This window comes from Streptococcus parasanguinis CC87K (assembly GCF_000507765.1).
Classification (GTDB): domain Bacteria; phylum Bacillota; class Bacilli; order Lactobacillales; family Streptococcaceae; genus Streptococcus; species Streptococcus parasanguinis_J.
Genome location: NZ_KI669401.1, coordinates 171,047 through 197,834, shown reverse-complemented (window position 1 = coordinate 197,834; position 26,788 = coordinate 171,047). Strand labels below are relative to the sequence as shown.

At 41.7% G+C, this 26,788-nt stretch carries 24 protein-coding genes; 5 read left to right on the top strand and 19 right to left on the bottom strand.

The window, feature by feature from the left end; translation table 11 throughout:
• Positions 1 to 62: 62 nt before the first annotated feature.
• The 4 genes from HMPREF1195_RS01000 to HMPREF1195_RS00985 form a co-directional block, all read right to left on the bottom strand.
• Positions 63 to 638 carry an LptM family lipoprotein gene (locus HMPREF1195_RS01000; RefSeq protein ID WP_023917669.1) on the bottom strand — a complete coding sequence of 192 codons (576 nt, stop codon included), beginning with the start codon at positions 636 to 638 and terminating at the stop codon, positions 63 to 65.
• A gap of 167 nt (positions 639 to 805) precedes the next feature.
• On the bottom strand, positions 806 to 1,978 hold the full coding sequence (locus HMPREF1195_RS00995; RefSeq protein ID WP_023917667.1) for an MFS transporter: 1,173 nt from the start codon (positions 1,976 to 1,978) through the stop codon (positions 806 to 808).
• A 70-nt stretch (positions 1,979 to 2,048) separates the two neighbouring features.
• Positions 2,049 to 3,395 (bottom strand): DUF1958 domain-containing protein, encoded by a 1,347-nt coding sequence (locus HMPREF1195_RS00990; RefSeq protein WP_023917665.1) that lies wholly within the window; start codon positions 3,393 to 3,395, stop codon positions 2,049 to 2,051.
• Positions 3,396 to 3,590: 195 nt separating this feature from the next.
• Entirely contained in the window at positions 3,591 to 4,298 is a 708-nt protein-coding gene (locus tag HMPREF1195_RS00985; protein ID WP_023917663.1) for a glucosamine-6-phosphate deaminase, read from the bottom strand.
• 307 nt (positions 4,299 to 4,605) lie between these two features.
• On the opposite strand from HMPREF1195_RS00985, the gene queA reads away from it, so the two are divergent.
• Complete coding sequence (gene queA / locus HMPREF1195_RS00975) at positions 4,606 to 5,634, top strand: tRNA preQ1(34) S-adenosylmethionine ribosyltransferase-isomerase QueA (protein ID WP_003006367.1); 1,029 nt, start codon at positions 4,606 to 4,608, stop codon at positions 5,632 to 5,634.
• Between the two features lie 11 nt (positions 5,635 to 5,645).
• Positions 5,646 to 6,116, top strand: coding sequence for an arginine repressor (locus HMPREF1195_RS00970; RefSeq protein WP_003006364.1), 471 nt, complete (start codon positions 5,646 to 5,648; stop codon positions 6,114 to 6,116).
• A 30-nt stretch (positions 6,117 to 6,146) separates the two neighbouring features.
• Here the strand turns inward: HMPREF1195_RS00970 and HMPREF1195_RS00965 are convergent, their stop codons facing one another.
• From HMPREF1195_RS00965 to HMPREF1195_RS00900, 14 genes are all read right to left on the bottom strand, one after another.
• Positions 6,147 to 7,481 (bottom strand): dipeptidase, encoded by a 1,335-nt coding sequence (locus HMPREF1195_RS00965; protein WP_023917661.1) that lies wholly within the window; start codon positions 7,479 to 7,481, stop codon positions 6,147 to 6,149.
• Between the two features lie 19 nt (positions 7,482 to 7,500).
• The gene (locus HMPREF1195_RS00960) at positions 7,501 to 9,015 is read right to left on the bottom strand and encodes a YfcC family protein (protein WP_023917659.1); all 1,515 of its coding nucleotides are present in this window, start codon (positions 9,013 to 9,015) and stop codon (positions 7,501 to 7,503) included.
• 124 nt (positions 9,016 to 9,139) lie between these two features.
• Complete coding sequence (arcC, locus tag HMPREF1195_RS00955) at positions 9,140 to 10,084, bottom strand: carbamate kinase (protein ID WP_023917657.1); 945 nt, start codon at positions 10,082 to 10,084, stop codon at positions 9,140 to 9,142.
• A gap of 85 nt (positions 10,085 to 10,169) precedes the next feature.
• Positions 10,170 to 11,186 (bottom strand): ornithine carbamoyltransferase, encoded by a 1,017-nt coding sequence (gene argF, locus HMPREF1195_RS00950; protein WP_021152877.1) that lies wholly within the window; start codon positions 11,184 to 11,186, stop codon positions 10,170 to 10,172.
• 85 nt (positions 11,187 to 11,271) lie between these two features.
• Positions 11,272 to 12,501: an arginine deiminase gene (gene arcA / locus HMPREF1195_RS00945; RefSeq protein WP_003002445.1), complete on the bottom strand. Its 1,230-nt coding sequence runs from the start codon at positions 12,499 to 12,501 to the stop codon at positions 11,272 to 11,274.
• A gap of 236 nt (positions 12,502 to 12,737) precedes the next feature.
• Positions 12,738 to 13,427, bottom strand: a complete 690-nt coding sequence (locus HMPREF1195_RS00940) for a Crp/Fnr family transcriptional regulator (RefSeq protein WP_023917655.1) — start codon at positions 13,425 to 13,427, stop codon at positions 12,738 to 12,740.
• Positions 13,428 to 13,586: 159 nt separating this feature from the next.
• Complete coding sequence (locus HMPREF1195_RS00935) at positions 13,587 to 14,654, bottom strand: serine hydrolase (protein WP_037599267.1); 1,068 nt, start codon at positions 14,652 to 14,654, stop codon at positions 13,587 to 13,589.
• Positions 14,655 to 14,752: 98 nt separating this feature from the next.
• On the bottom strand, positions 14,753 to 16,225 hold the full coding sequence (locus tag HMPREF1195_RS00930) for a helicase HerA-like domain-containing protein (protein ID WP_023917651.1): 1,473 nt from the start codon (positions 16,223 to 16,225) through the stop codon (positions 14,753 to 14,755).
• A 210-nt stretch (positions 16,226 to 16,435) separates the two neighbouring features.
• A complete protein-coding gene (gene sodA, locus HMPREF1195_RS00925) occupies positions 16,436 to 17,041 on the bottom strand; it encodes a superoxide dismutase SodA (protein ID WP_023917649.1) in 606 nt (201 codons plus the stop codon).
• Between the two features lie 88 nt (positions 17,042 to 17,129).
• On the bottom strand, positions 17,130 to 18,164 hold the full coding sequence (holA, locus tag HMPREF1195_RS00920; protein ID WP_023917647.1) for a DNA polymerase III subunit delta: 1,035 nt from the start codon (positions 18,162 to 18,164) through the stop codon (positions 17,130 to 17,132).
• Positions 18,165 to 18,187: 23 nt separating this feature from the next.
• Positions 18,188 to 18,790: a DUF805 domain-containing protein gene (locus tag HMPREF1195_RS00915; protein ID WP_023917645.1), complete on the bottom strand. Its 603-nt coding sequence runs from the start codon at positions 18,788 to 18,790 to the stop codon at positions 18,188 to 18,190.
• A 75-nt stretch (positions 18,791 to 18,865) separates the two neighbouring features.
• Positions 18,866 to 21,112, bottom strand: a complete 2,247-nt coding sequence (locus tag HMPREF1195_RS00910; RefSeq protein WP_023917643.1) for a DNA internalization-related competence protein ComEC/Rec2 — start codon at positions 21,110 to 21,112, stop codon at positions 18,866 to 18,868.
• Positions 21,093 to 21,761 carry a helix-hairpin-helix domain-containing protein gene (locus HMPREF1195_RS00905; protein WP_023917641.1) on the bottom strand — a complete coding sequence of 223 codons (669 nt, stop codon included), beginning with the start codon at positions 21,759 to 21,761 and terminating at the stop codon, positions 21,093 to 21,095. The genes HMPREF1195_RS00910 and HMPREF1195_RS00905 overlap by 20 nt, the downstream gene beginning before the upstream one ends.
• Positions 21,762 to 21,828: 67 nt before the next feature.
• A complete protein-coding gene (locus HMPREF1195_RS00900) occupies positions 21,829 to 22,575 on the bottom strand; it encodes a lysophospholipid acyltransferase family protein (RefSeq protein ID WP_023917639.1) in 747 nt (248 codons plus the stop codon).
• A 175-nt stretch (positions 22,576 to 22,750) separates the two neighbouring features.
• Between HMPREF1195_RS00900 and HMPREF1195_RS00895 the strand changes: the two genes are divergently transcribed.
• A complete protein-coding gene (locus HMPREF1195_RS00895; RefSeq protein WP_023917637.1) occupies positions 22,751 to 25,090 on the top strand; it encodes a cation-translocating P-type ATPase in 2,340 nt (779 codons plus the stop codon).
• A gap of 29 nt (positions 25,091 to 25,119) precedes the next feature.
• On the opposite strand, the gene HMPREF1195_RS00890 is transcribed toward HMPREF1195_RS00895, so the two are convergent.
• The gene (locus tag HMPREF1195_RS00890) at positions 25,120 to 25,650 is read right to left on the bottom strand and encodes a DUF4352 domain-containing protein (RefSeq protein WP_023917635.1); all 531 of its coding nucleotides are present in this window, start codon (positions 25,648 to 25,650) and stop codon (positions 25,120 to 25,122) included.
• Between the two features lie 138 nt (positions 25,651 to 25,788).
• Here HMPREF1195_RS00890 and HMPREF1195_RS00885 point away from each other — a divergent pair, with 138 nt between their 5' ends.
• Together HMPREF1195_RS00885 and HMPREF1195_RS00880 are read left to right on the top strand one after the other, a co-directional pair.
• Positions 25,789 to 26,535, top strand: coding sequence for a tRNA1(Val) (adenine(37)-N6)-methyltransferase (locus tag HMPREF1195_RS00885; RefSeq protein WP_023917633.1), 747 nt, complete (start codon positions 25,789 to 25,791; stop codon positions 26,533 to 26,535).
• A complete protein-coding gene (locus HMPREF1195_RS00880) occupies positions 26,525 to 26,788 on the top strand; it encodes a GIY-YIG nuclease family protein (protein ID WP_004219743.1) in 264 nt (87 codons plus the stop codon). The genes HMPREF1195_RS00885 and HMPREF1195_RS00880 overlap by 11 nt, the downstream gene beginning before the upstream one ends.

The window sequence follows — 26,788 nt, the reverse complement described above, 5'->3', positions numbered from 1 at the left end:
CTCATCTATATCATTCGAAAAAAAATAAGAAAAAGGCTGGAAATTCCAACCTCTTCTTCCTTTTATTCTTCAGAATCTGAATCATCACTGTCGTCATCTGCAACAGGAGATTTACTCAATTCTTTCTGCATATCTTTCATTTCTTTACGAGTACTTTCCAACTCTTCTCGAGCATCTTTCAAGCTTTCGATCAAAGCTTCACGCTTTTCTTTAGGAACGACTGTGCTATCTGAACCGATGCTTTCCAAGCCTTCATTAAAGATATCTTTTTGGTTTTCCAATTCTTGCTTCAAAGCACTAATCGTTGCATCGTATTGTTCTTTTGCAGAACCTGTCACAGAAGTACCTGCTTCTTCAGTAATAGAAACAGATTGATCCATTAATTTTGCAAACAACTTTTTAAAGTCTCCAACTGTTTTAGCCTTGCTGATTTCAGCGTCTGTTAAGAGGCTAGAAGATGAAGTCTCTTCTGAATCTGTTGAAGTATCCTTGCTTTTTGAAGTGTTGGCAGATTTGCTCGTCACTTTAGTAGTTGATTGACTGTTTGAAGTTTCCTTCTTTGTGTCTTGTTTGTTTGAACAAGCAGCTAGGGAAACAATCGTCAAAAGAGCAGCTGTCGATAAGATCATTTTTTTCATAAAATGGTCTCCTTTATATTTATTTTACCTCATTCTACCATCGAATACTTTGATTGTCAAATTAATCACTAGTTCTTAATAATAGCAAAAAAGTTGGACAAAACACTGTGAAATCAGTGTTTCTGTCCAACTCCTCGATGATTAGTCATACAATTGTGACAATTTTATTAGTCTACTTTGCCACTAAAAAGGCCGTGAGCCTTCCCTTGGGGCATTTTTAAGGCAAAGCTCAGCAAAAAGACGATCCCTACAACCCCTGCTAAAAAGAAACTCATGACTTGGTAACCACCTCTTTCAATACAGAGGGCTGCGAGAGGTTGTAAAAGAATGGTTCCTAAATAACGAGCTCCTTGGACAATAGCCATGGCAAGAACCAAGTCTTTGCCATTCACCTGTTGGGCAATAAACCGTAAGGAGACCATAATCAAAACCATCCCTGTTGTATGCTTGGCTAAAAGAGTCAAAAGCACTTTTAAGAAGACAGGACTTGGAAGAGCGTAGACAACATATTGAGCAAAAATAATCCCGATTGGAAGAGCGATCAAAACCCGTAAAGGCCAGTGGTCCATGAATCGATCAGAGAAAAAGATCAAGGGAGCTTCCACTACGACGGAGATAGCCACAACTGTTGAGGCAATATGAACTGGTAGACCACTATCCATGAGTAGCTCAGGAATATAGGTATGACCAATATTTCCAACCCCTGAAGCCAAGCCAATCAAAATGATAAAGAAGAGGTAAGGTCCATTGTGAAGAAGGGGACGAATAGAAACTGGCTCTTTAACCTTTTCTTCTTTTTTCTCTCTTGTCTTCATCCGAACGGCACTTAGACAGAAAATGCTGAGTACAATGGTGATCAAAACCGTATAATAGACAGCTTGGGGGCTAAACTGATGATAGACCCAGCCGGCTATTTGAACACCGACCGAGTAGCCAATGGTTCCCCAAACGCGAATCTTCCCAAAAGCGTATGGACTTTGCGTTGCAAAAACTTCCATCATGGGAGCTGTCCCATTCAAACAGACTAGAACAATTCCGTAAAAAACGGTCAGCCAAAAGAGATTGGGGGCCCAAAGAAAACCGAAGACACCACCAATGATCACACTCAGACTGAGGGTCGTCATTTTTACGATTCCAAATCGCTCATTGATATACCCAAAGAAGGGTTGGGCTACCATAGATAAGAAAAAGGCAACCGATACCAAGGTCGACACTTGAGTTGCACTATAGTGCTTTCCCATCAAATAAACGGAAATAAGGGTCGTAAAGAGAGATGTGGACATAAAATAAAAACTATAGAGCAGCATATATGCCGCATAAGAATTTCGGAATTTTTTCATATAAATCCTTTCTAAAAATATCGGAATGGGACAATGACAAAACCCAACTGACAATCAGTTAGGTTTTATTTTATTCTTTATTATAGCGCTTTTGAGCCTCTTTTTTGCGTCTCTCACGACTTTGTTTTTCAATCGAGAGAATGATAACAAGAATGAGAATTGGAATCAAGATCAGGAAGTGATCTAGCGAAAGCCATTTACTGTGCTTAGCCGTTGTCTTTTTCCCACTTGCTGTTTCTTTGACAAGCTCTGGCTTGGATCCTTCTTCCACCTTCATATCATCTCGGATACCTTCAGACAACGTGTAGAGATCATTATCTACTGTCAGATAGCCATCTTTTACCGCAAGGGTCGGTTCTTTAGCACCTTTTTTAACCGTTGCATAGAAGGGTTTTTCAAGTGTATAGGTCTTTCCGTCAATCTTCTGGACACCTGCATCTAGCAATTTTTTATAGCCAAAATCTTTATAGGCTTTTTCGATCAAGGCATTGCCAAACGGGTGACGGTAATATTCCCCATCTTGGTCTGCCCAATCTCCTACGCCCATAATGACAGCAATTAAGCGCTGATTGCCCCGTTTGATGGTCGCGATATAGTTGAAAGCTCCACGAGGGCTTGATCCAGTTTTTAAACCATCCACACCTTTCAAAGCATACTTGGCTCCTGGCAATGAATAATTGTAGGTATCAAAGGTTTCCTCATACGGAGTCCCTTTTTTGACCGTGACTTGTGCTTGATTGGTATAGTTTAAAATATCTGGGTATTGATTGATAAAATGATAGACCAAAATCCCTAAATCACGCGCAGTTGTCTGATTGGCCGCATCATTTGGATAATTGTTTACCTGATAGTAGCCTTGCAAGGTGGAGATGGCCGCCCCACTCGGGTTATTCCAGACCGTATTGGTCATCCCTAATTCCTTAGCCTTGGCATTCATGCGCTCGATAAAGGCATCTGGATCATTGTTGGACATAAGATTGGCCAACATGAGGGTCGATACATTTGAGGATGGAACCACTGTCATGGTAATCAACTCAGGAATTGTGTAGTCTACCCCAGCAACAATATTATTGTTGGAGATCTCATAGATCTTTCCGATCGCTTGGTCTGAAGCGGTCGCCTTGATCACTGTATCCTTACTGATCTTGCCATTTGCCATATCTTCAAACAAGAGATAGAGCGTCATGAGCTTACTCATGCTGGCAGGATCTCTGACTTCATCGATATTGTCCTTCCAAAGAACATTTCCTGTATTTCCATCAATAACAAGCGAAGAATGCGGACGGTTAATGGCTTGGACATTGTCATTTGGGTACATCTTTTGCGCCATATCCACCAATTCATCCGCACTCGCTAGAATTGGCTGGCATAAGAGACTCAGAAGGAGGCAAATATGGATCAAATATTTTTTTATCATAAACTTTTCCTTTATAACATATAACAGACTAATCAGCTGGAGGCTAAAATAAGCTTCTAGCCCTCATGCCCTTTCCTCTTGTCTCCCAGTAGATGAAAAGAGCTAATCACAGCAGATAATTACTTGTATTGTACCATATTTTGAAGCAGAAAAAAACCTATCTGGCCTGAATAAATCGGCGATAGGTCCTGTTTTTTATCGACTTAACAAGCTCAAAGCTTCCTTATCCGCAATAATGGTCACATTTGGATGTCCTTGAAGGGCACTAGCTGGCACTTTTTCTGTCCTTTCACCTTCTACCGTACCTTTGATCGCTTGAGCTTTCGATTCCCCATAGGCAAACAAGACAATCGATTTCGCTGCTAAGATATTGGCAATCCCCATCGAAATGGCTTGAGTTGGTACATCTTCGATCTTATCAAAGAAACGAGAATTAGCTTCAATGGTAGAGTCATCCAACTGTACTAAATGGGTCTGACTATCAAAGGATGTCCCTGGCTCATTAAAACCGATATGCCCATTGCGTCCGATTCCCAAGATTTGAAGATCCACTGGATGGTCTTCGAGTATTTTGTTATAACGGATCACTTCTTGATCGGCAGATTCTTCAACACCTGATGGGAGATAGCTTTCTTTGAACGGTTTGGCATCAAAGAGATTTTTCTCCATGAAGTAACGATAAGATTGAGGATCATCTCCCGTCAAGCCTACGTATTCGTCTAAGTTTACACTGATTAGAGTAGACAGATCCAAATCACTTTCACGAATTTGTTTATAAAACTCAAGGGGACTGCTTCCAGTCGCAAGACCTAAGGTTTGAGCACCTTCCTTTAAGGTTTCTTTTAATATATCAAAGGCAACTTTTCCACCTTCAATTTGGTCCTTTACTTCAATAATTTTCATTGGATAGACCTCCTATTTCTCTATGCTTTTATTATATGGTATAGACCAATTTTTGTCAAGTGAAACCGCTATCTTTTTCTGGCATTTTTTTCATTTTCAAGTCGATTCATGATATAATGAAAGGTATGATTGTATCACTATTATTCATCATTTTTTTGATCGGACTCCTTGTCTTTCTCTTATCTTTCTTGATTCATCAAAGAAAGATTCTCAAGGTCCTGATCTTTTTGATGGGAATCTGCCTGATGCTCTTAGCTGTCGGGACTACCATCTATCTACTCACAAATTTATTATAAAAGGAGCGCAAATGAATACCAACGACTTTGACTTTGATTTGCCTGAAGAACTGATTGCCCAAACCCCTCTTGAAAAACGAGATGCCTCTAAACTCTTGATCCTTGATCGAAAAACAGGGCAATTCCAAGACCGTCATTTTGATGCAATTTTGGATGAATTGGAGCCAGGAGATGCTCTTGTCATGAACAATACGCGCGTGCTACCTGCCCGTCTTCATGGAGTCAAACCAGAAACAGGTGGTCACGTCGAATTCCTTCTCCTTAAAAATACGCAAGATGACTGTTGGGAAGTCTTGGCAAAACCTGCAAAACGCTTAAAGGTAGGTGCCACAGTCAGCTTCGGAGATGGTCGTTTGACTGCAACTGTTGAGGAAGAATTGGAGCATGGAGGCCGCATCGTTCGCTTCCACTATCAAGGGATCTTTTTAGAAGTTCTAGAAAGCCTTGGCGAAATGCCACTTCCTCCCTATATTCACGAAAAGCTTGCTGACCGCGAGCGCTACCAAACCGTTTACGCCAAAGAAAATGGTTCTGCTGCAGCTCCGACGGCAGGTCTTCATTTCACCCAAGAATTGCTCCAAAAAATTGAAGCAAAAGGGGTTCACCTGGTCTATTTGACCCTTCATGTGGGCCTAGGAACCTTCCGTCCAGTATCTGTGGACAATCTTGAAGACCATGAGATGCACTCTGAATTCTACCAACTTTCTGAAGAAGCTGCTGCGACCCTTCGTCAGGTAAAAGCTGCAGGGAAACGCATCGTAGCCGTCGGAACGACTTCTATCCGAACTCTTGAAACGATTGGAAACAAATTTGATGGTGATATCCAAGCCGATTCAGGCTGGACCAATATTTTTATCAAACCAGGTTATGAATGGAAAGTCGTCGATGCTTTTTCTACCAACTTCCACCTTCCAAAATCAACTCTGGTCATGTTGGTTTCTGCCTTTGCCGGCCGTGAATTAACCCTAGAAGCATACCACCATGCGATTCAAGAACGCTACCGGTTCTTCAGTTTCGGGGATGCTATGTTCATCAAGTAAAGGAGTCTCTCATGAATAAAATTGAAAGCCGCCATCGCTTGATCCGCTCGATCATTTCTGAGCGTAGGATTCATACCCAACAAGAACTCCAGGAAGCCTTAGAAGCCAATGGTGTTCTCGTTACCCAGTCCACCCTTTCACGGGATGTCAAATCCTTGAATTTGGTAAAAATTAACGAGGGGGATAGTTCCTACTATGCCATGAACACCATCGCTCCTTCCCGTTGGGAAAAGCGCCTGCGGATGTATATGGAAGATGCCTTAGTTATGTTACGGCCCGTTCAAAACCAGGTCGTTGTAAAAACTCTTCCAGGTCTGGCCCAATCCTTTGGAGCTATCTTAGATGCATTGGAACTCCAAGAAATTGTAGCCACCATCTGTGGAGATGATGTCTGTTTGGTTATCTGCGAAGACAACCAAGGAGCTTTGGATTGTTTTGAAAAATTAAAAGAATTCACCCCACCCTTCTTCTTTAGTAAATAAAAAGTTTGGAAACCAAGTTTCCAAACTTTTTTATATGGTGGCTAGGCGTTGAATGGCTTCTCGATAGATTTCCATCGCAGCATAGAGATCTTCAATTTTTGCACGTTCATTGGCTTGGTGCTCGGTCTGTTCTGCACCTGGGAAAAGAGCCCCAAAAGCAACACAATTCTCCATGGTCCGCGCAAATGTCGCACCACCAGAAGACATAGCTGGCGTCTTATCACCAGTTTCTTCCTGGTAGACGGCCATCAGAGAGCTGACTAAAGGACTATCCAAAGGAACATATAAAGGAGCCAGATAATCAAACTCTTCATATTCCAACTGATAGCTAGCTGCAATTTCTTGCAAACGAGCTACCAAGGCCTCCTTATCTGCTAAGACGGGGATCCGGATATCAATCCCGATTTCCGATTGTTCTTGATCGATCACAAGGGTCGCAAGATTAAAGGAAAGATCGCCACTTGGTTCATCTGAAATAGGGCCAAATAGAGCCTCACCAGTTGCATCCTCACCAACTGCATCTGCGATAAAGAGCAAGGCTGGATGGGGTTGAATGAGGGATAAACTTTCCGCTAAACCGACAATGGCATTCACTCCTTCAGCTGCATCTTTAGAGTGCTTGGAAACACCCAAAACCGTTACAGAATTTTCTGTTTGGCTATACTGAACCCCACTTTGATCCAAAACAGGAAGCAACTCTTCCAAACGATGACCAGCATAGGTCGCCTTGTCTGGAACAACATTGAGGGCCTGACCAGCCTGTAAGGGAAGATCATCCCAACCTGGACCATGCAATTTCACTTGTAATAAGCCTTTTTCAGCATAGGTTAAAGGGAAAGAGGAATCCGGTGCAAACCCAAGATCTGCTTGTTCTTCAATTTGATTGTAGCGGTTCATACACCGCCACAAGGTTTCTTCATCCGTCCCAAAGATAAAGCGGATTCGTTTGGTAAACTGGATGCCATCATCCAGCAAACTCTTAACTGCATAGAGAGCAGCGAGTGACGGCCCCTTATCATCCTGTACACCACGACCTACTAGATAGTCACCGACAACAGTCGCTTCAAAGGCTGGCGTTTGCCAATCTTTCAGATCACCGGCTGGAACAACATCCAAGTGACAAAGAACGGCCAGGAGTTCTTCCCCCTGACCGATCTCTGCATATCCATAGTATCCTTCAGGATCTATATAGGTTTGAAAACCTAATTCTCGAGCAAGCTCTAAGGTTTTTTCTAGGACATCTTGGATAGCTTGTCCAAACGGTGTTCCATTTTCCCCTTCATTTAATACAGAAGGGTAAGAAATGATGGTTTGAAGAGAGTCTAAAAACTGCTCTTTCACATCGTCCTTTATTCTATTTTTCATGAAACACCTCACTCACTTCTTATAAGAATGTAACGAAGGTTCCAAGAAGAAGGAGAACAATTGTTACTACTATAATTGCAACAACAAGTTTTGCCATGAATTTCCACCAAGTAGCAATGTTGATGCGTCCAAGAGCAAGAGCTCCCATTACAATACCAGAAGTTGGTGCGATCAAGTTCAAAACACCAGATGCTGATTGGTAGGCAGTGATGATCAAGCTAGGACGTACATGTACGAATTCTCCAAGAGGAGCCATGATACCCATTGTCGCGCTGGCAAGACCAGATGATGATGGGATCAAGAATGACATTGGCAAGTAGAAAATGTAAGTCAAGACGATGAAAACTTGAGATGAAAGTCCACTGAGTCCTTCTTTACCCCAGTTCAAGATAGTATCAGTGATCATACCGTTGTTCATGATGACTTGGATACCACGAGCGATTGCTACGATAAGAGCAACACTCAAGAGGTCAGCTGCACCATTCATGAAGGATGAAATAATTTTTTCTTCTTTCAATCCGTAAACAATACCGATTAAAATACCCATAAAGGCAAAGAGCATTGCTCCTTCAGGGAAGTACCATGAACCGAGAGCTTGAGTTGAAGTACCAACAATCTTACCAACTACTGGAAGGCCTGTTAACCAAGTATTAAAGTCACTGAAAATAGTAACATGGAGATCATTCCAAGGAATGAAACTCAAGACCATCAAGACAAAGGTCAAAACAAAGAGTACAAAGACTTGTTTTTGTTTCTTTGAAAGAGTTGAATTAACATTTTCATCATCTTCACCAACATTGAAGAATTTCATATCTTCATCACGAGTTGCATAGGTGAGAGATTTGGTTGGGTCTTTTTGGATCTTATCTGCATACTTGTAAACAAACCAAGTGCTAAGACCAGTTAAGACAACCCAGAAAATCAAACGAAGGATGATACCTTCACCAAGACCAACACCTGCAGTTGAAGATGCGATACCTGTTGCAAATGGGTTCAAGGTAGATGCCAAACATCCAATCTGTGAACCGAGCAAGATAATGGCTACCCCAGTCAAACTATCAAATCCAACGGCCATCATAACTGGCACAAGGAGAGGATAGAAAGCCATGGTTTCTTCACCCATACCATACGTTGTACCACCAAGAGCAAACAAAGGCATAAGAACCAAAATCAACATTTTTTCGCGACCTTTGTATTTCTTCACGATGGAAGCAATACCAGTGTCTAGCATCCCAGTTTCATTGACAACACCAAGGAAACCACCAACCATTAAGATGAAGAAGGCTACATCAATCGCCGCACTAGTTTCTTTAATCAACGAACCTTTTTCAGGTGTTGTTCCTAGCATGGCACGAACAGGAGCCATCAAGACATCCCAAATCCCTTGAGGATTTTGCGGTTGTGACTTATAAACACCATCCACAAAAGCTCCAGCTGGGATAATCCAAGTCAACACTGCCATAATAGCAATGATGATCAACAATACGGTATAAGATGAAGGCATCTTAAACCCTTTTTTAGCTTTTTCACTCATTTGTCTTCCTCCTAACGCAACAAAGTGTGAGTGATGTTTTACAAGAGCATCTTGTAAAACGCTTACCTATAGATTTATTCTATCACAATAAGCTTTAAAATACTAGTTTTTTCCTAATTTTTCATTAGTCTTTTTGGATGATTGTTCCACTTTCAGACTCAATCAAAGCGCCAAGGTTTTCAAGTGACGTAATAACTGCTTTTCCTTCTGGACGACCATTGACGAAGGCAATGGCAGCTTCTACTTTAGGAAGCATGCTTCCTGGTGCAAATTGGTCTTGTTTGATGTACTCTTCCAATTGAGCCACATTGACATGTTCCAATTTTGCTTGGTCTGGTTTGTTGTAGTTGACAAAGACATAATCGACACCAGTCAAAACGATGAAGAGGTCTGCTTCTACTAATTCAGCCAAACGTTGAGAGGCGAAGTCTTTATCGATTACCGCTTCAACACCAGATAAGCTACCATCTGCTTCTTTCACAACTGGGATACCGCCACCACCGGCAGCTACAACGACTTGACCGTTGTTCAACAAAGTACGGATGGTATTGATTTCTTTGATATCCACTGGTTTTGGTGAAGCCACAACTTTACGCCAGCCACGACCAGCATCTTCTTTGAAAGTTGCTCCTGATTTTTCAGCTTCTGCTTTTGCTTCTTCTTCTGAGTAGAATGGACCGATTGGTTTGCTGAGGTTGATAAAAGCTGGGTCGTTCTTATCAACAACGACTTGTGTCACAACAGAAGCCACGTCTTTTTCGATTCCTTCTTCAAGAAGAGCATTTTGAAGAGCATTTTGAAGCCAGTAGCCAATGCTTCCTTCGGTCATAGCAACTAATGAATCAAGTGGGAAAGCAGGGTTCTTTTCAGAGTTTGCTGCCAAGTGTTGGAGCAAGAGGTTCCCTACTTGAGGACCATTTCCGTGAGTGATGATCAAGTCATCCCCGTTTTTGATTAATTTGACTAAGTGTTTTGCCGTTTCTACAAGTGCTTCTTGTTGAGCTTGAGCAGAAGGATCAGATGAGAGAATAGCATTTCCTCCCAAAGCAACGACGATTTTTCTTGACATAAGGTATCCCTTTCTATAAAAAATAGGAGCAGGACTAAAGCTAGCAGTCCAGCCCCTATAGCTGTTGGTATACGGTTATAAAGTCTTAAACTTTTGGAATGTACAAGTTACCAAGAGTAGCTGCCATAACCGCTTTGATTGTGTGCATACGGTTTTCAGCTTGGTCAAAGTGACGAGCATATTTGCTGCGGAACACTTCGTCAGTAACTTCCATTTCTTCTACGCCGAATTTTTCAGCAACATCTTTACCGTAAACAGTATTTGTATCGTGGAAGGCTGGCAAGCAGTGCAAGAAGATCAAGTCTTCGTTATCAGCTTTCTTAATCAAATCCATGTTTACTTGGTAAGGTTTCAAAAGGGCAACACGTTCTGCAAATTTGTCTTCTTCACCCATTGATACCCAAACGTCAGTGTAAAGTACGTCTGCACCTTTCACTGCTTCGTCAGCATCTTCAGTGATCAAGATATGAGCGCCACTTTCTTTTGCAAATCCTTCTGCCAATTCAACGATTTCTTTTTCTGGGAAGAGTTCTTTTGGTGAGAAGATGTGTACGTTCACACCAAGGATAGCACCTGTTACAAGAAGGCTGTTCGCAACGTTGTTACGTCCATCACCACAGTATACAAGTGTCAAACCTTCCAAACGTCCAAAGTTTTCTTGAACTGTCAAGTAGTCTGCAAGCATTTGAGTTGGGTGCCATTCGTCAGTCAAACCATTCCAAACTGGAACACCTGAGAATTCAGCCAATTCTTCAACCATACGTTGGCTGAAACCACGGAATTCAATACCGTCAAACATACGTCCAAGAACTTTAGCAGTATCTTCTGTAGATTCTTTTTTACCAAGTTGGATGTCGTTTGCACCTAGGTATTCTGGGTGAGCACCAAGGTCGATAGCTGCTGTTGTGAAGGCAGCACGAGTACGAGTTGAAGTTTTTTCAAACAAAAGCGCAATGTTTTTACCAGCAAGATAGTGGTGTTCAATGTTGCGTTTTTTAAGGTCTTTCAAGTGAGCTGAAAGTCCGATAAGGTATTCTAACTCTGCACGTGTAAAGTCTTTTTCTGCCAAGAAGCTACGTCCTTGGAATACTGAATCTGTCATTTCTAATTGTCTCCTATTTTCTTTCTAGTATTGATCAGTAAGAAGGAAGAGCTGATCCCTCAAGACCAGCTCTCGGTCTTCTCTATTAGATTTCTTCACGTTCAAATGGCATTGACATACAACGAGGTCCACCACGACCGCGAACCAATTCACTTCCGCGGATCTTAATCAAACGAAGTCCGTATTCTTCTAATTTCTTGTTTGTAACTGTGTTACGATCGTATACAACTACTACACCAGGTGCGATTGTAAGAGTATTTGAACCGTCGTTCCATTGTTCACGAGCAGCTGCAACCACATTGCCATCACCACAAGGGATCAATGTAACTTTTTCAACACCAAGGTTTTCAGCAAGCAATTCAGCCAAATCACCTTTTTCTTCAACAATCTTCAATGCTTCATTTTCATATGTTACAGAGAAGACGCGAAGGTTGCCTTGGATTTCTGGGTGGATAGTGAATTTATCGTAGTCCACCATTGTGAATACTGTATCCAAGTGCATGAATTTACGGTTGTTCGCAAATTCGAAGGCCAATACTTTCTTGAAGCCAACGTTCTTCTTGAAGATGTTTACCAACAATTTTTCAATTGATGCAGCATCTGTACGTTGTGAGATACCAACTGCCAAGACATCTTTAGAAAGGACCAATTCGTCCCCACCTTCGATACGAGTATCTTCTTCACGGTTGTATACCAATTCTACATTACCACCATATACTGGGTGATATTTGAAGATGTATTTACCATACAAAGTTTCACGGTTACGTGTATCAGCATACATGTGGTTCAATGATACTGCATTCCCAATTGTAGCAAATGGGTCACGTGTGAAGTACAAGTTTGGCATTGGATCAATCGCAAATGGGTAGTCAGATTCAACAAGGTCTGTCAAGCCTTTGTCAGCTTCTGGAATTTCTGGAAGCTCAGCTTTTTGGAAACCAGCCATTGTTTTTTCAACCAATTCTTGGTTGTCTTCAATACCACGAAGGATTTCGCGAATAGCGTTTTTAGTTTGGCGTCCACGAATGTTTGCTTCATCAAGATATTCTTCGATGAATTGTTCGCGAATTTCTGGAGTAGTCAATGACTCAGCTGCCAATTTTTCAAGATAAAGTACTTCGATTCCTTCGTTACGAAGCGCTTGAGCAAAATTGTCGTGTTCTTTTTGTGCATCTTCCAAGAATGGAATATCATCAAAAAGAAGACGCTCTAGATAGTCAGGCATCAAGTTTTCCAACTCTTTACCTGGACGGTGCAACATTACTTTTTTCAGTTTTCCAATTTCTGAGAAAACATGAATTGGTTTAGTTGACATCTGTCATCCTCCTTTTTTCTTTGAGCTTGTTCACAAGCTTATTACAATTGTTATTATATTCTTTATTGGTACCGCTTTCACAAAGGATTCTGCTTTTTGAATGCAAAGAATTTGGCGTTTTTTTGAATCTTTCCTATTTTTTAGTTAATATGAAGCGTTTTCTTTGCATATTTTGTCTTTTATATTATTTTTATGAATATATATTTTTTTGTAAAAAATAAAAAAAGATCAACGAATTAGTTGATCTCTTCAAAACTTTTTAAAAAGTAGGCTGTATCTAGAAAAGTTAGTTGTTTTCTCTCATACTGGATCTTATGAGAATCGATGAGTTTCTTTAAAACTTGATTGACTGTTTCTCGAGTTGTGGCTGCTAATTTGGCCATTTCCTTCATACTAATTGGAAATGGAAGTTGATTTCCAAGGCTTTCATAGTCCTTGCACAGAATGGCTAAGGATTGAATCACGCGCTCACTAGCACTAGCTGTCACGACATTGCGCAAGCGCAACTCTTGAAATTCTAGGATGGAGGAGAGCTTTCTCATAATAAAGAGCAACTGCTCCTTACTCTCTTGGGCATATAATTCATAGAGACTGACGGGGATCACGAAACAACGCAAATCCGTCACCGCACTAGCTGTATAATGGTAACGCTCATCCTGGAACATCCCACCATAAGGGAACAGAGCCCCCTTCTTTATATAATCCATATAGGAGAATTGGTCAGACGAATCAAATTGCTCAATACGAGCAAAGCCTTTTGCCAGAAGAAAAATACGCTCCCGCCTATCTCCTGCATAAAATAAAATTTGTCCTTTAGGGATATCCCTGGCATGAATTTCAACAGCTAATTTATCAAATAGCTCCACTGGTAGCGCAGAAAAGGCTGGATGCGAGCGGAGCAACTGGTAATCTTCCTTTGTAATCATGTCTATACTTCCTCTTATTACTATTAGTAGTATAACATACTTTTTATAGAAAAGGGAAAGAAGTCTCTTTAAAACAGAAAAGTAATTCGAAACACCAAGTCATTTTCATGATACTTTGTTAGAACAAAAGGTCTGAGCAACCCTCAGACCTTCTGTCGATTATTCATTCATATTGACACGATGCCATTCATTGATAACATAAGCCAATTGCCCCAATTGATAAAGACCAACGCCACTGATTTCAGAACTTTCCGGAGTCGTACCTCCAAGTCCTGCAGTGTAGATGGCAACCAAATAAGGAGTTGATTCACGGACAATCGCATCCACATTGAGTGCTTCAGCAACATAACCTGGTTTTTGTTGAATGACCAAATCTGGCAAGAATTTCTTATAGTACTCACCTGGGAAAGACTCCCCGATCAGTTCTAGTAAATCTGCATATTTTTCTTGATGATTCCAAAGATATTCCAAGACATGGATGTAATAATCTGTTGTCGTTTTATTATCTTCGCTAAAGGTTTTGACTTCTGGTGAACGAGATTGACCATAGCGACTGAATAGCTTACGCGCTTGCTCCATTCCCCCTAAACGATCTGCCAAGGCATAGGCTGGAGTATTTTCAGAGTAAACCAATGAATAGCGCTGCATATCAGGAATAGACATGGCTCCATCAAAGGCAGCAACGTAATTGTCATGCTCCCCTACATATTCATAGTAGGTATTGGTAATGTCAAACCGGTCTGTTAAATTGAGTTTGCCTTTTGCGACTTCATCCACCACCAACATGTTCAACGGTAGCTTATAGGTACTACCTGCCGTCATTGGTTGAAGATCATTCATGGCAAATTGCTCTCCAGTAATGGCATTGCGATACGTGAAGGCAACTTGTGACGGATCAATTCCACTTTCCGCTAGGAAATCCTGAACAACCTCTACCAAGCCTTTATTAGCATAATCATAGACAAGGCCATAAGCACTCATCGTTTCCATGTCTGCATCTACTACTGCTTGCTTAGCTTCAGGAGATTTGACACGTGGTTTTTTCGTCTCAGGGGTAGACTTTTCGATATCTTGTTCTTTTGCTTCTTTTGTTTTCTTTGCTTTTTTTTCAATTGCTGATGCTGTTGGTTGCGTAAGATGCAAGTAGCCCAGTGCGCTTGTTCCCACTAAGCACAATAAAATACTGACCGCAATCATGATCGAGCGTAGATTAAAATATTTTTTCATACGAGATTAATTATAAAAGATTCTACTGAAAATAACAAGAATTATCAGAAAGAGAAAACGGTTTCTTTTTAAAAAGTTTATTTCTTTTCATCAAAGGCTTATTTCCGTTTAAAGGAGCCCATAATTAGCTTAGCAATCTCACGCGCAATCGTCCGGAATAAGGAACTCAAGAAGGAATCCTTGGCTTTTTCAAGACTGGATTTTCTTGGGCGACCTGGACTGCGTTTTTGCTCTGCTTTTTCCACCGCAGCTCGTTCTTTTTCTGCTTCTTTTTGCTCTTCTTCTTGTGCTTCCTTGCTTGCTTTAGCTGCTAATTTTTCATAGGCAGATTCCCGATCAATCGTCGTCGCATACTTTTGATGGAAAGGCGATGTTGTGATCAAGGCCAATTGTTCACTCTCATTTAAGAGGTCAAAACTCGATTGAGGAGAGAGAATATAAGCACGCTCAACCACACTAGGCTGTCCCTTTTCATTGAGGAAAGAAACCAAGGCTTCCCCTGTCCCTAACTCTGTGATCACTGTTTCAGTATCAAAATCTGGATTTGGACGAAAACTTTGGGCAGCAACCTTGATCGCCTTCATTTCTTTTGGTGTATAAGCTCGAAGTGCATGCTGAACACGATTTCCAAGCTGTGCCAAAACAGATTCTGGAAGGTCTTGAGGATTTTGGGTAATAAAGTAAATCCCTACACCCTTCGAACGAATTAGGCGTACCACTTGCTCAACCTTCTCAAGAAAGAGCTTGCTTGCATCCTTGAAGAGAAGATGCGCTTCATCAAAGAAGAAGACCAATTTTGGCTTTTCAGGATCCCCAACCTCTGGAAGTGTTTCAAAAAGACGAGACAGCATCCAAATCAAAAAGGTTGAGTACAATTTTGGTGAATGAAAGAGCTTTGTAGCCGAAAGAATATTGATATAACCACGACCAGATGCATCAAGTTGCATGAAGTCATTTAAATCAAGTGCGGGCTCTCCGAAAAACTGGTCTGCTCCTTCTTCTTCGAGAACCAAGAGACTTCTTTGGATCGCTCCGACAGATTGTTTGGTGATATTGCCATATTGGGCCGAATAGTCTGAACTGTGTTCATAGACTTCCTTTAAAAGGCTTTGCAGGTCCTTCAAATCAATCAAAGGCCAATCTTTCTCTTGGGCTACTTTAAAGACAATTGCGAGAATTCCTGATTGGGTTTCATTCAAATCAAGTAGACGAGACAGAAGCAATGACCCCATCCCTTCGACGGTCGCCCGAACAGGATGACCAGCTTGGCCAAAGACGTCCCACAATCGAACTGGGAAGGCTTGTGGCTCAAACGGATCTGTGATCCCAAGAAGTTTGTAGCGTTCTTCCAGTTTTGGCGTCCATTGCCCGGCTTTGGCTAAGCCAGATAAATCTCCCTTGATATCGGCTAGAAAGACCGGAATGCCTTCTTTGCTTAATTTTTCTGTTAGGACCTTGAGCGTAACCGTTTTTCCTGTTCCTGTTGCACCTGCAATCAAGCCATGACGATTTAACATCCGCAAATAGATAGGCGTCTCAACGGCTCCTTTAGTAATGGTAATACTAGTCATTTCATTTCTCCCTGAATGTTTCAGTTTTCATTTTAAGGTTTATCTTTTCCTTGCCTAGGCCCTTCAAACCAGGCTTCAGACAAGTAAGACACACTCCTACTAGTGTATCATTTTCCTGACCAAACGCAAGAAATTATACTCCGATTTTTCGGATGCAAATAAAAAAATCTATAAGAGCCAATACTTGCTCTTATAGATTCCTTCATTTTATTATTTTGCTGCTGCAAACAATTCATTAACTTTATTCCAGTTGATCACTGAGAAGAAAGCTTTGATGTAGTCAGGGCGTACGTTACGGTATTTCACGTAGTAGGCATGTTCCCAAACATCCAAACCAAGGATTGGTGTTTTACCTTCAGAGATTGGTGTATCTTGGTTTGCTGTTGAAGTCACTTCGAGTTTGCCTTCTTTGTTAACAACCAACCATGCCCAGCCAGAACCAAAACGTGTCGTTGCTGCTGCTTTGAAGGCTGCTTTGAAGTCTTCAAATGAACCAAATGTAGCATCAATCGCTGCAGCAAGTTCTGCTGAAGGAGCTGTTTGTTCTGGAGTCATCAATTCCCAGAAAAGAGCGTGGTTCAAATGACCACCACCATTGTTGATCACAGCTTGGCGAATGTCAGCTGGAATGGATTCAACATCAGCTAACAAGCTTTCAAGGTCTTCTCCAATTTCAGGATGTTTTTCAAGAGCTGCATTCACATTGTTTACATATGTTTGATGGTGTTTATCATGGTGCAAATGCATGGTTTCTTCATCGATATAAGGTTCCAATGCATCATAAGCATATGGTAATTCTGGTAAAATGATAGCCATTTTATGGTCCTCTTTTCTTTATTACTGACTTGATGATAACGCAAACAGCTAAATTATTCAACTAATCTGCTTGCGATTTCATTCATCGTTAGACGCTATTCGCTACTTTCAACAGGGCCAAATCAAATAAGTAGTCTTTTTCATATGTTCCACTTTTAATCGCATAATCCGTCTCGATGAAGGTCATCATAGCTTGCTTCAAAAAGGATAGGGAAAGCCTACGGCTATCCCGTAGGGCGAACTTCACCTGGTAAGGATTGACCTTGCGTCCTGACAAGTCCGACAAGTTCGCTACAATTTGGCTTTCAGTTTGGCCTTCTTCTGAGAAAATTTTAACCTGAGAAAACATTCGGAATTGCCCCAACAAAATAGCGATCAATTTTATCTCATCTTCACCTTGTAGGCGAAGATCCTTAACCAAATTCCGGGCTTGATCGATTTGGCCTTTGAGAATCATCTGTGTCAGATCAAAAATATTATCTTGCAAGGACTTTGGAACAACCTCCTCGATATCTTGGAGGGTAATCTGACCATCTTCTTTATAAGCCTGCAATAGAGCGAGATTCTTCTGTAACTCTCCAAAATCATAGCCAGATTTTAAGAGCAGCTGGTCCAAGGAATCGCCCACAAAGTGTAAGCCCAATTCTTGCGCCTGACCAGAAAAATAACGCTTTAAATCTTGCTCTTTAGGAGTGGTCGCTTCAATGATTTGGGCATCCCGTTTTAGGAGTTTGACCAAGCGGCGCTTACTATCTAATTTTCCTTCTGCAAATATCACCAAACGGGTCGATTCAGAAGGATTTTCCAGATAGTTTTCAAATTGTTTCAGATCTTCATCGGTTAAATTGCGTTTCTTGGCAGTGGTCAGATCCAATAAGTGATCTAAAATCACGATTTTTTCATCTGCAAAAAAGGGAAGACTAACCAAATCCAGCTCGACCTCAGCATAGGAGGCTTCCTTCATATCAAAATAAGAATAATTCAAATCTGAAGGATCATAGCCTATTTTTTTTAAAATGTCTTTTTTTAACCATTCAAATTGACCTACATCCTCACCCGTCAAGACAAGAATAGGAGGCAGAGTTTGAACCGTCAGATGTTTAGTGTCGGTAATTGCTTGCATGAAACTCTCTTATCTCTATCAGTTTAGTGGATTTCGTGTTCAGCAGCCATTTTTTGTTCCAATGGTGGTTTTTCATCAGACAAATCAGGTGCTGCTACAAAATTAGGAATTTGCTCAAACGAGTTTCCTCCAAAGCTCCCCCCTGTCGCTGTGACCTGTGGTTCAGAAGCCACTCCCATAGGAGTTTCTACTGGTTGTGGGAAGGTGTTTTTCCCTGGAAGCATCATGAGAATCAAGAGGGAAATAACTGTAATTACCCAGAGAAATAGGAAAATATCTAGACCCGTCAACAAATAGAGCAGAACCGGACCAAGGTTCAAAAAAATCCAAGACCAATGAATCCCAGCATCCCGCAAGCGACGCACACAAATGGCTTGACTGGGTACCAAAATGAGGAAGTAAAAGAACGCTAAGAAAGCGAGCGCCCATAAACCTGTCTTAGAATGAACAGTTGAAAAATTGAGCGTTTCTTGAGCATTTTGATGGGATAAAGAGGTCACGATGTAAAAAACCCAAAGAGGCAAAGAAATCAGGGAATTCCAGAAAAAAGCTAGCCAAAAATGGGCCCGACTGGTCTTACTTGAAAAATCTGCATACTGTATCCAAAATTGCTTAAATGCGTTCATACGATTCTACCTTTACATTGATTTCACTTTCTATAATAGCAATTTTCAGCATAGAAAGCAAACCTCTCCTCGTCTCTAGCGGACCGTTTCTACCCTCCAATGGTCCCACCCAATCAAGCGAATTGCTCCCCTTTCATCGGTACGAAGATAAGAAATAGAGCGTTCCTCTAGACGATCGAGCAATTCTTTATGGGGATGTTGGTAGCGATTTTTCTTTCCAACAGAGATCAAGGCCAACTGAGGATGTAACTGGTCTAAAAACACATCACTAGAGGAACCTTTAGAACCGTGGTGGCCTACTTTCAAGACATCTACTTGTAATTGTGGATCGTTTTTCAATAGTTTTTTCTCTCCAGCTTCTTCCAAATCACCCGTGAACAAAAATCGTTTCTGATAGAACTGCCCATAGAGGACAATCGAATCATCATTTTTACCATCCCCCACTTCATCAGGGGATAAGACTTCTAGATGATGATCAAAAATAGGAAGTTGATCTCCTCTCTGGACTACTTTAATCGGACTATGAAGCTGTTTCAATTTCTCTCGAAATTGAGAATTAGTTAGACTACCTGGACTGACATACACTTTTTTAACTGGGATTTGTTTGGCAACCTCCACCATATCGCCCATATGGTCCTGGTCTGTATGAGTCAAGACCAAAGCATCGAGTTTTCCAACACCTCGACTCTTGAGATAGGGAATCAAGGTTTGATCCGCATTGGCAGATTGACTGCGCTCTTGCCACTTTTCTCCACTTTTAAAAGTGACACGTCCTCCGACATCAATCAATATGGTTCTTCCTTTCCAATCGCGTAAAAAGATACTGTCTCCTTGACCGATATCCACCATGGTAATCTCATTTTCTAAAGGGTGCTTGGTCCAACAAAAGATGAGTAGAATCATACCTATTAACAGAAAACGACGTTTTTTTTGCTTTCGAAGATCATACAAGATCCCTAAAAGAAGGAAGAGAGCGATCAGAGCTGGTCCCGTCGGCTGACCAAATACCAAAGGTAGCGACGTGAGCTTTGAAATCCAACGAATACACTCCTCTATGAGAAGAAAGAAACTGTTAAAGATTGTAAGGGGCTTTAGAATCGATAAGATAAATAGCACCGTTAAACCTGGAAGAAGGACAAGGTCAAATAAGAAAGAAAAGAGGAAGGTTAAAGGGAGTGACCAGGGTTGAAAGACGCTAAAGTAATAGGTCAAAAGGGGCAAAATCCCCAGGCTAATCCAGAAACTTTCCACTAGTATCTTTTTAAGTCCTGAATAAGAACTGGTATCTACCAAGGTCAAAATAAAAGCATAGGCACAACTCAAGACCCCTCCAGCTGTCAGGAGAAACTTGGGCACAAGCAGCATTAAGAGCATCAGGGTCATCGCCATATTCTCCATCCCTCGGATCCCCTTTTGAGAGAGGATCTTTTGCAAGAGACTGCGAACCACTGAAACTGAAAAACCTGTCAAGCCAGCATAGACCAAAGAAATTGGAACCATCCAGATATCGACTGTCTCTTGCAAGATTCCTAGACGTAAGAGACCTTTTCGGATCCCATTGATGAAAAAGCCGACCTGCATCCCAGATAAGGCGAATAAATGGATGATTCCTAAACTCGTGTAAAGCTGGTCCATCTCTTCAAAATCCCTATCTAAATAGCCAAAAAGAAGGCCGGTCATATACTGGTTCATTGGCTGCGGAAAGTGCTCTTTACTCCAAACAATGGCCTGGCGCCTCCATTGAGATAGGCTATCGAAAACATTCCAAGTCTGTATAGGAAGCGCGGATTGGATCGCCTCAATTTTTATTTGATAGTGAATCCCCTGTGTTTGCAAATAAGACCGGTAGTCAAATCCTCTAAAATTTCGCTGCCCTTCTGGCTCTTCTATAGCACCTTTATACGTCAACTCCAACAAATGAGTTTGACTTTGCCACTGTTGTTTTTCTTTTTCTGATTTTAAAGTATAAAAGACTTGGTAGGTCCTACCCTGATTTTTAGCACGAAAAGACAGGGCGTCCCCATTGATCTTGATGCTATCTGGAATCAGGCGTAAGTGGGGTGGCAGCTGACTTTCTGCTTGTACTGGATGATCCTGTAGTCGCTGAAAGACAAAGAAGGCCGCAAAACAAAGGGTTGCTAAAGCAAGCCCTAGCAAACTTGAGCGCTCCCCTTTATAGTGATGAACCGCTAAAACTCCCACTACTACTAGACCGCTGATCGAAAGCCAAGATGGTTGATAGATACTAAAATACAGCCATAGGAGCACAAAGGCGAGATGGACAAGCGAAAAAGGAAGGTCTTTAATCCACCGTGAAAGCATCTCTTAGTTTCTCCAGTGTTTTCTCTCCGATTCCTGAAACATTCTTCAGATCATCCACTGATCGAAAAGGACCATTTGCTTCGCGATAGGCGATAATGTCCTGGGCACGTTTCTGGCCAATGCCTGATACTGTCTGGAGATCTGACTCGGTCGCTCGATTTAAATGGACCTTGCCTGTTTTTTCTGCTGGCGCTGACGAAGTTGCAGGACTTTCTGAACTTCCAAGTACTGGAACATCCTCTCCTTCTTTAGCAACATAGATCTCCGCTTCATCGGTGAGTTTTTGCGCCAAGTTGACCGATTGGCTATTGGCATCTGCTGTCATCCCGCCTGCCTTATAAATGGCATCGTGGACTCTGCTATTGGAGCGCAACTCATAGACCCCTGGTTGTTTGACGGCTCCTTTGACATCGACCGTAATGATCTCGGGTGCATCAGACACTGAAGTAACCGTCTTTTCTTCTTTGGAACTAGCGGTCTGCACCTTTTCTTTGCTCGAAGTTGAACTAGAAGACTGATAAAGATCCGGTATGGTGGATGCACTTGACTGAGGTCGATGAAAAAGAAAATACCCTCCAAGTAAGAGTCCAATAGCTGTAAGAGCCAAAAAGAGCTTATATTCTTTGATTTTTTCGATGATATCCTCCATAAGAAACCTCCTCTCACTTTTATTATTCGTAAAAATAAAAAAAAACTGAGAGAAACTCTCAGTTTTTTTACTTGTTTTTCCGATGTTTGTCCGGATCCCATACAAAGCTGGCCAGGTAACTAAAGAGCAAGGTCAAGATGCCCACGACTAAGACAAGGGGAAGCAAAAGAATTTTTAACAAACGAATCAAGATAAACGGTTTTGTTGGGGTGTTGATCGCTTGTGCTTCCGCATCCAAGCGATCAAACTCCTCTTGGATACGGCGGGCAACTTCTGCCACTCCTTCGTCATTCATCTTTTTAATATCCGAAATATCAATTGGATGTCCAAAGTTCATATCAATGCGTTCACCCGTTGCCAACCCTTTCAAGTCTCTTGGACCAGTATATGTCACTGGCATGATACGAACCTTCGCCATTTTGGCAATGATAGCAACACCGCCTTTGACATCTTGAGAATGACGGCTTCCACTTGGAAACATAATCAAAGAACGGTTGCTCTTTTTCAGCATATTGACAGGATACTTAATGGCTTCTGCTCCCGGATTTTCACGGTCGATCGGAAAAGCCCCACACATACGAATCCACCAGCCAAAAATACGATTGGTGAAGAGTTCTTTTTTCGCCATAAAGATAAACTGCTTTGGCTTGGTCGCAAAGGCCATATAGACTGGATCCCACCAGGTCCGGTGAGGCGATACCAATATGTAGTTCTCTTCCCGATCTGGAATATTGTCCTTATGATGGTAATGGGCATTCCCATTTAAAACCCAAAGAATAAAGGCAACAAGGCCTCGTAAGTAGGTGTAAAACATAGTTGTTCCTCAAATCCATTTCATTCGTCTCTCAACATGATAGTTAATCATATTGAACCTTCTTTCTCATTATACCGTATCCTGATTTTGACCGCAAACTTTTTTTAGATAAAAAATGTCTCAGCGGACCGATTCTAGATAGTCTTTTTCGCAAAAAAATGATATCATATTGTCTATGGAAACGAATGAATTAAAGGGGTTATCCCTCAGTGAAGTTCGCAAGAAAATGGATCGCGGACAAACCAATGATTTTACAACGAATACCAGTACCAGCACCTGGCAAATCATCAAGCGCAACGTCTTCACCTTGTTTAATACCTTAAACTTTGTGATTGCTGTGGCCTTGGCTGCTGTACAGGCCTGGAGCAATATGATCTTTTTTGCAGTCATTTGCTTCAATGCCATTACAGGGATCATGACCGAGATGCGCGCCAAGCGGATGATTGATAAGCTCAACCTCATGAGTCGTGAGCTAGTGACTGTCATTCGTGACGGGGAAAAAGATGCGATTCCACCAGAAAAGCTTGTTCTAGGTGATTTAATGCTCTTATCTTCGGGTGAGCAGATCCCTAGTGATGCCGAAGTCATGTCTGGTATTGCAGAAGCCAATGAGGCTATGCTGACTGGTGAGAGTGATCTGGTCTTAAAAGAAGTTGGTGATGAACTGCTTTCTGGTAGTTATATTGCCAGTGGTCAAGTCTATGCCCGTGTCAAGCGAGTTGGAGCAAACAACTATGCCAACAAACTGATGATGGAAGCAAAAACCTTGAAGCCGATCAATTCGCGTATTCTTTATAACTTAGCGAAAATTTCAAGCTTCACTGGTAAAATTATCATCCCATTTGGCCTTGCCCTCTTCTTTGAAGCATTGTTGATCAAGATGCTGCCAATCAAGGATGCTGTCGTGAATTCTTCCACAGCTCTCCTGGGAATGTTGCCAAAAGGAATTGCCCTACTGACGGTTACGTCTCTCTTGACAGCGGTTATTAAACTCGGCATGCGCAAGGTTCTTGTCCAAGAAATGTACTCAGTAGAAACCCTGGCCCGTGTGGATACCTTGTGTCTTGATAAGACCGGCACCATCACTCAAGGGAAGATGACAGTCGAAGCTCTCCATAGCTTATCTGATCATTTTTCGGAACAGACGATCCAGGTCATCCTCTCTGCTTACATGCAAAATAGCGAGGACACCAATCCTACTGCTCAAGCTATTCGCAAGGCTTATGGGGAGTTGGAACATGCTTATACTGCGGAAAACATTATTCCTTTCTCAAGTGATCGGAAATGGGGAGCCATGCACCTATCCAACCTTGGAACCGTCTTTCTCGGTGCTCCTGAAATGCTCCTTCAAGAAAATCCAGCTGCTGTCGTCGAAGCACAAGCTCGTGGATCACGCGTGCTCGTCTTGGCTCATAGTTCAGAACTGATCAGCATGCAGGAATTGAATCTGCCTGAAAATCTTGAAGGGATTGCGGTTATTGAGATTACAGACCCCATTCGTGAAGGGGCTTCAGATACTCTTGAGTATTTGCGCTCACAAGGAGTGGATCTCAAAATCATCTCTGGTGACAACCCTGTGACGGTCTCTTATATCGCTCAACAAGCTGGCTTCAAAAATTATGAGAACTACATCGATTGTTCAAAAATTTCTGATGATCAATTAGTGGATCAAGCTGAAGAAACAGCTATCTTTGGGCGCGTGTCCCCTCACCAGAAAAAACTGCTTATCCAAACCTTGAAAGCAGCTGGTCGGACGACTGCTATGACAGGAGATGGGGTCAATGATATTCTTGCTCTTCGCGAAGCAGACTGCTCCATCGTGATGGCTGAAGGAGATCCCGCAACCCGTCAAATTGCCAATATTGTTCTTTTGAACTCTGACTTTAATGACGTTCCAGAAATTCTTTTTGAAGGCCGTCGTGTGGTGAATAACATTGGACGAATCGCTCCAATCTTCTTTATCAAAACGATCTATTCCTTCCTCTTGGCTATCATCTGTATCGCCAGTGCTCTCTTCTTTAACGTCAACTATTTGCTGATTTTCCCTTTCATTCCTATTCAAATCACCCTGATCGACCAATTCGTCGAAGGATTCCCACCATTTGTTTTGACCTTTGAACGCAATATCAAACCGGTTGAAAAACACTTCTTGAGACGTTCCCTTCTGTTAGCCTTACCAAGCGCCTTGATGGTCGTCTTTAGTGTCTTGTTTATTCGCCTTTGGGGAGCAAGCCATGGTTGGTCTGCAGCCGATATGTCTACTGTATCCTACTACTTACTTGGCTCCATCGGTTTCCTATCCGTTATCCGTGCTTGCCTGCCACTAAATATCTGGAGGGCCCTCCTCATCCTCTTCTCTGTAGTAGGATTCTACGCATCTGCGGTCGTGTTGAAAAACTTGATCGAGATTTCCCTCCTTACAGCCACTACTTTCCCAGTTTATCTGGCATTGATGGCTATCTTTACAGGAGTCTTTATCCTCACTACGATTCTCCAAAAATATGAATTTGATTAAAAAGTTGAGAGTTTTACTCTCAACTTTTTTTACGGTGCATCAAAAGCAACAATCGCAGGTTTTTCATTAAATGCAGCAAATGGTTTTATTTCCAGTTCTAATTTGCCATCCCCTTTTACACCAAAATGTTGTATAGCACCTTCCATTGATCGACCCGGTGAAATTGACCCCATTGTATTTGTATTAGGATAAGTCTCCATTTTATTTCCACCAACAAATAGATCAATGTCAACCCCAACTGCTAGATCACTATCTGATAGATTTTTCACATTATAGGTCACTTTTAATACTTTATCGGGATTTGTTTTATCAAAATCATTCCGTTCATCAGTCCATTCAACATTTGTAATAGTGTACTCAGCTTGTTTATCAAAAACAATCTTATCACCAATTGCATAGGTTGATTTCTTTTCACTACTCTTCTCAGTAGATGCCTTTTTCTCTGTTTTAGCTTCTTTTGAAGTATCATCAGACTTACTACTAGAATTTCCACAGGCTACTAGTATACTTGCTGAAAGCAATGTTACCCCCAAGCCAAACCATTTTTTCGTTTTGTTCATTTACAAAACCTCCCACTTTTTTAATATATAGTAACATATTTAAACAAGAAAAGAAAGCGTTTTTACAAAAATATATCATTTTAATATATTAAAAATTATCATCTTTCCCCAAGACTCTTTTCATGCTATAATAGAGCCATGACAGATATCGAATTAAAAGACGGCGAGCGCGTCAATCAACTCTTTTCAAGTGATGTGAAAATTATACAAAATCGGGAAGTCTTTAGTTACTCCGTGGATAGCGTCCTGCTCTCACGCTTTCCAAAATTGCCCAAGCGGGGCTTGATCGTAGATCTCTGCGCGGGAAATGGGGCTGTGGGACTCTTTGCGAGTACGCGGACAGAGGCCCAGATCATTGGTGTCGAAATTCAGGAACGTCTAGCGGATATGGCTACCCGCTCCATTGCCCTCAATGACTTGAACCAGCAAATGTCCATGATCACCGATGACCTTAAGCATTTGCCTCAACATATCAAGGGCAGTAAGGTGGATATCATCCTCTGCAATCCTCCTTATTTCAAGGTGGATGAGCATTCCAATCTCAATGAGAGTGAACACTACCTCTTAGCTCGGCATGAAATTACCACCAATTTAGATGAGATTTGCCATGTGGCCCAGCGGGTTCTCAAATCAAATGGTCGACTAGCGATGGTCCATCGTCCAGATCGCTTTTTAGATATCATCGAAACCATGAAGCGTTACAATCTTGCACCTAAGCGGATCCAGTTTGTCTATCCAAAAGTGACCAAAGAGGCGAATATGTTGTTGATTGAGGCGATCAAGGATGGCTCACTGGACGGTTTAAAAATTCTGCCTCCCCTCTTTATTCACAATGAAGACGGCAGCTATACAGACGAGATTCATGAGATCTACTATGGAAACTAAGGCTTACATGTATGTTCTAGAGTGTGCGGATGGCTCCCTCTACACTGGCTACACCACGGATGTCGAAAAACGCCTAAAGACTCACAATGCTGGAAAAGGCGCCAAATACACACGGGCTCGCCTCCCCGTTAAACTTCTTTACCAAGAATCCTATCCAGATAAACCCTCTGCTATGTCTGCCGAGGCTCTCTTTAAAAAGAAATCACGCCAAGCAAAACTAAACTATATCAAAAAGAACCGTCGGACTCCATAG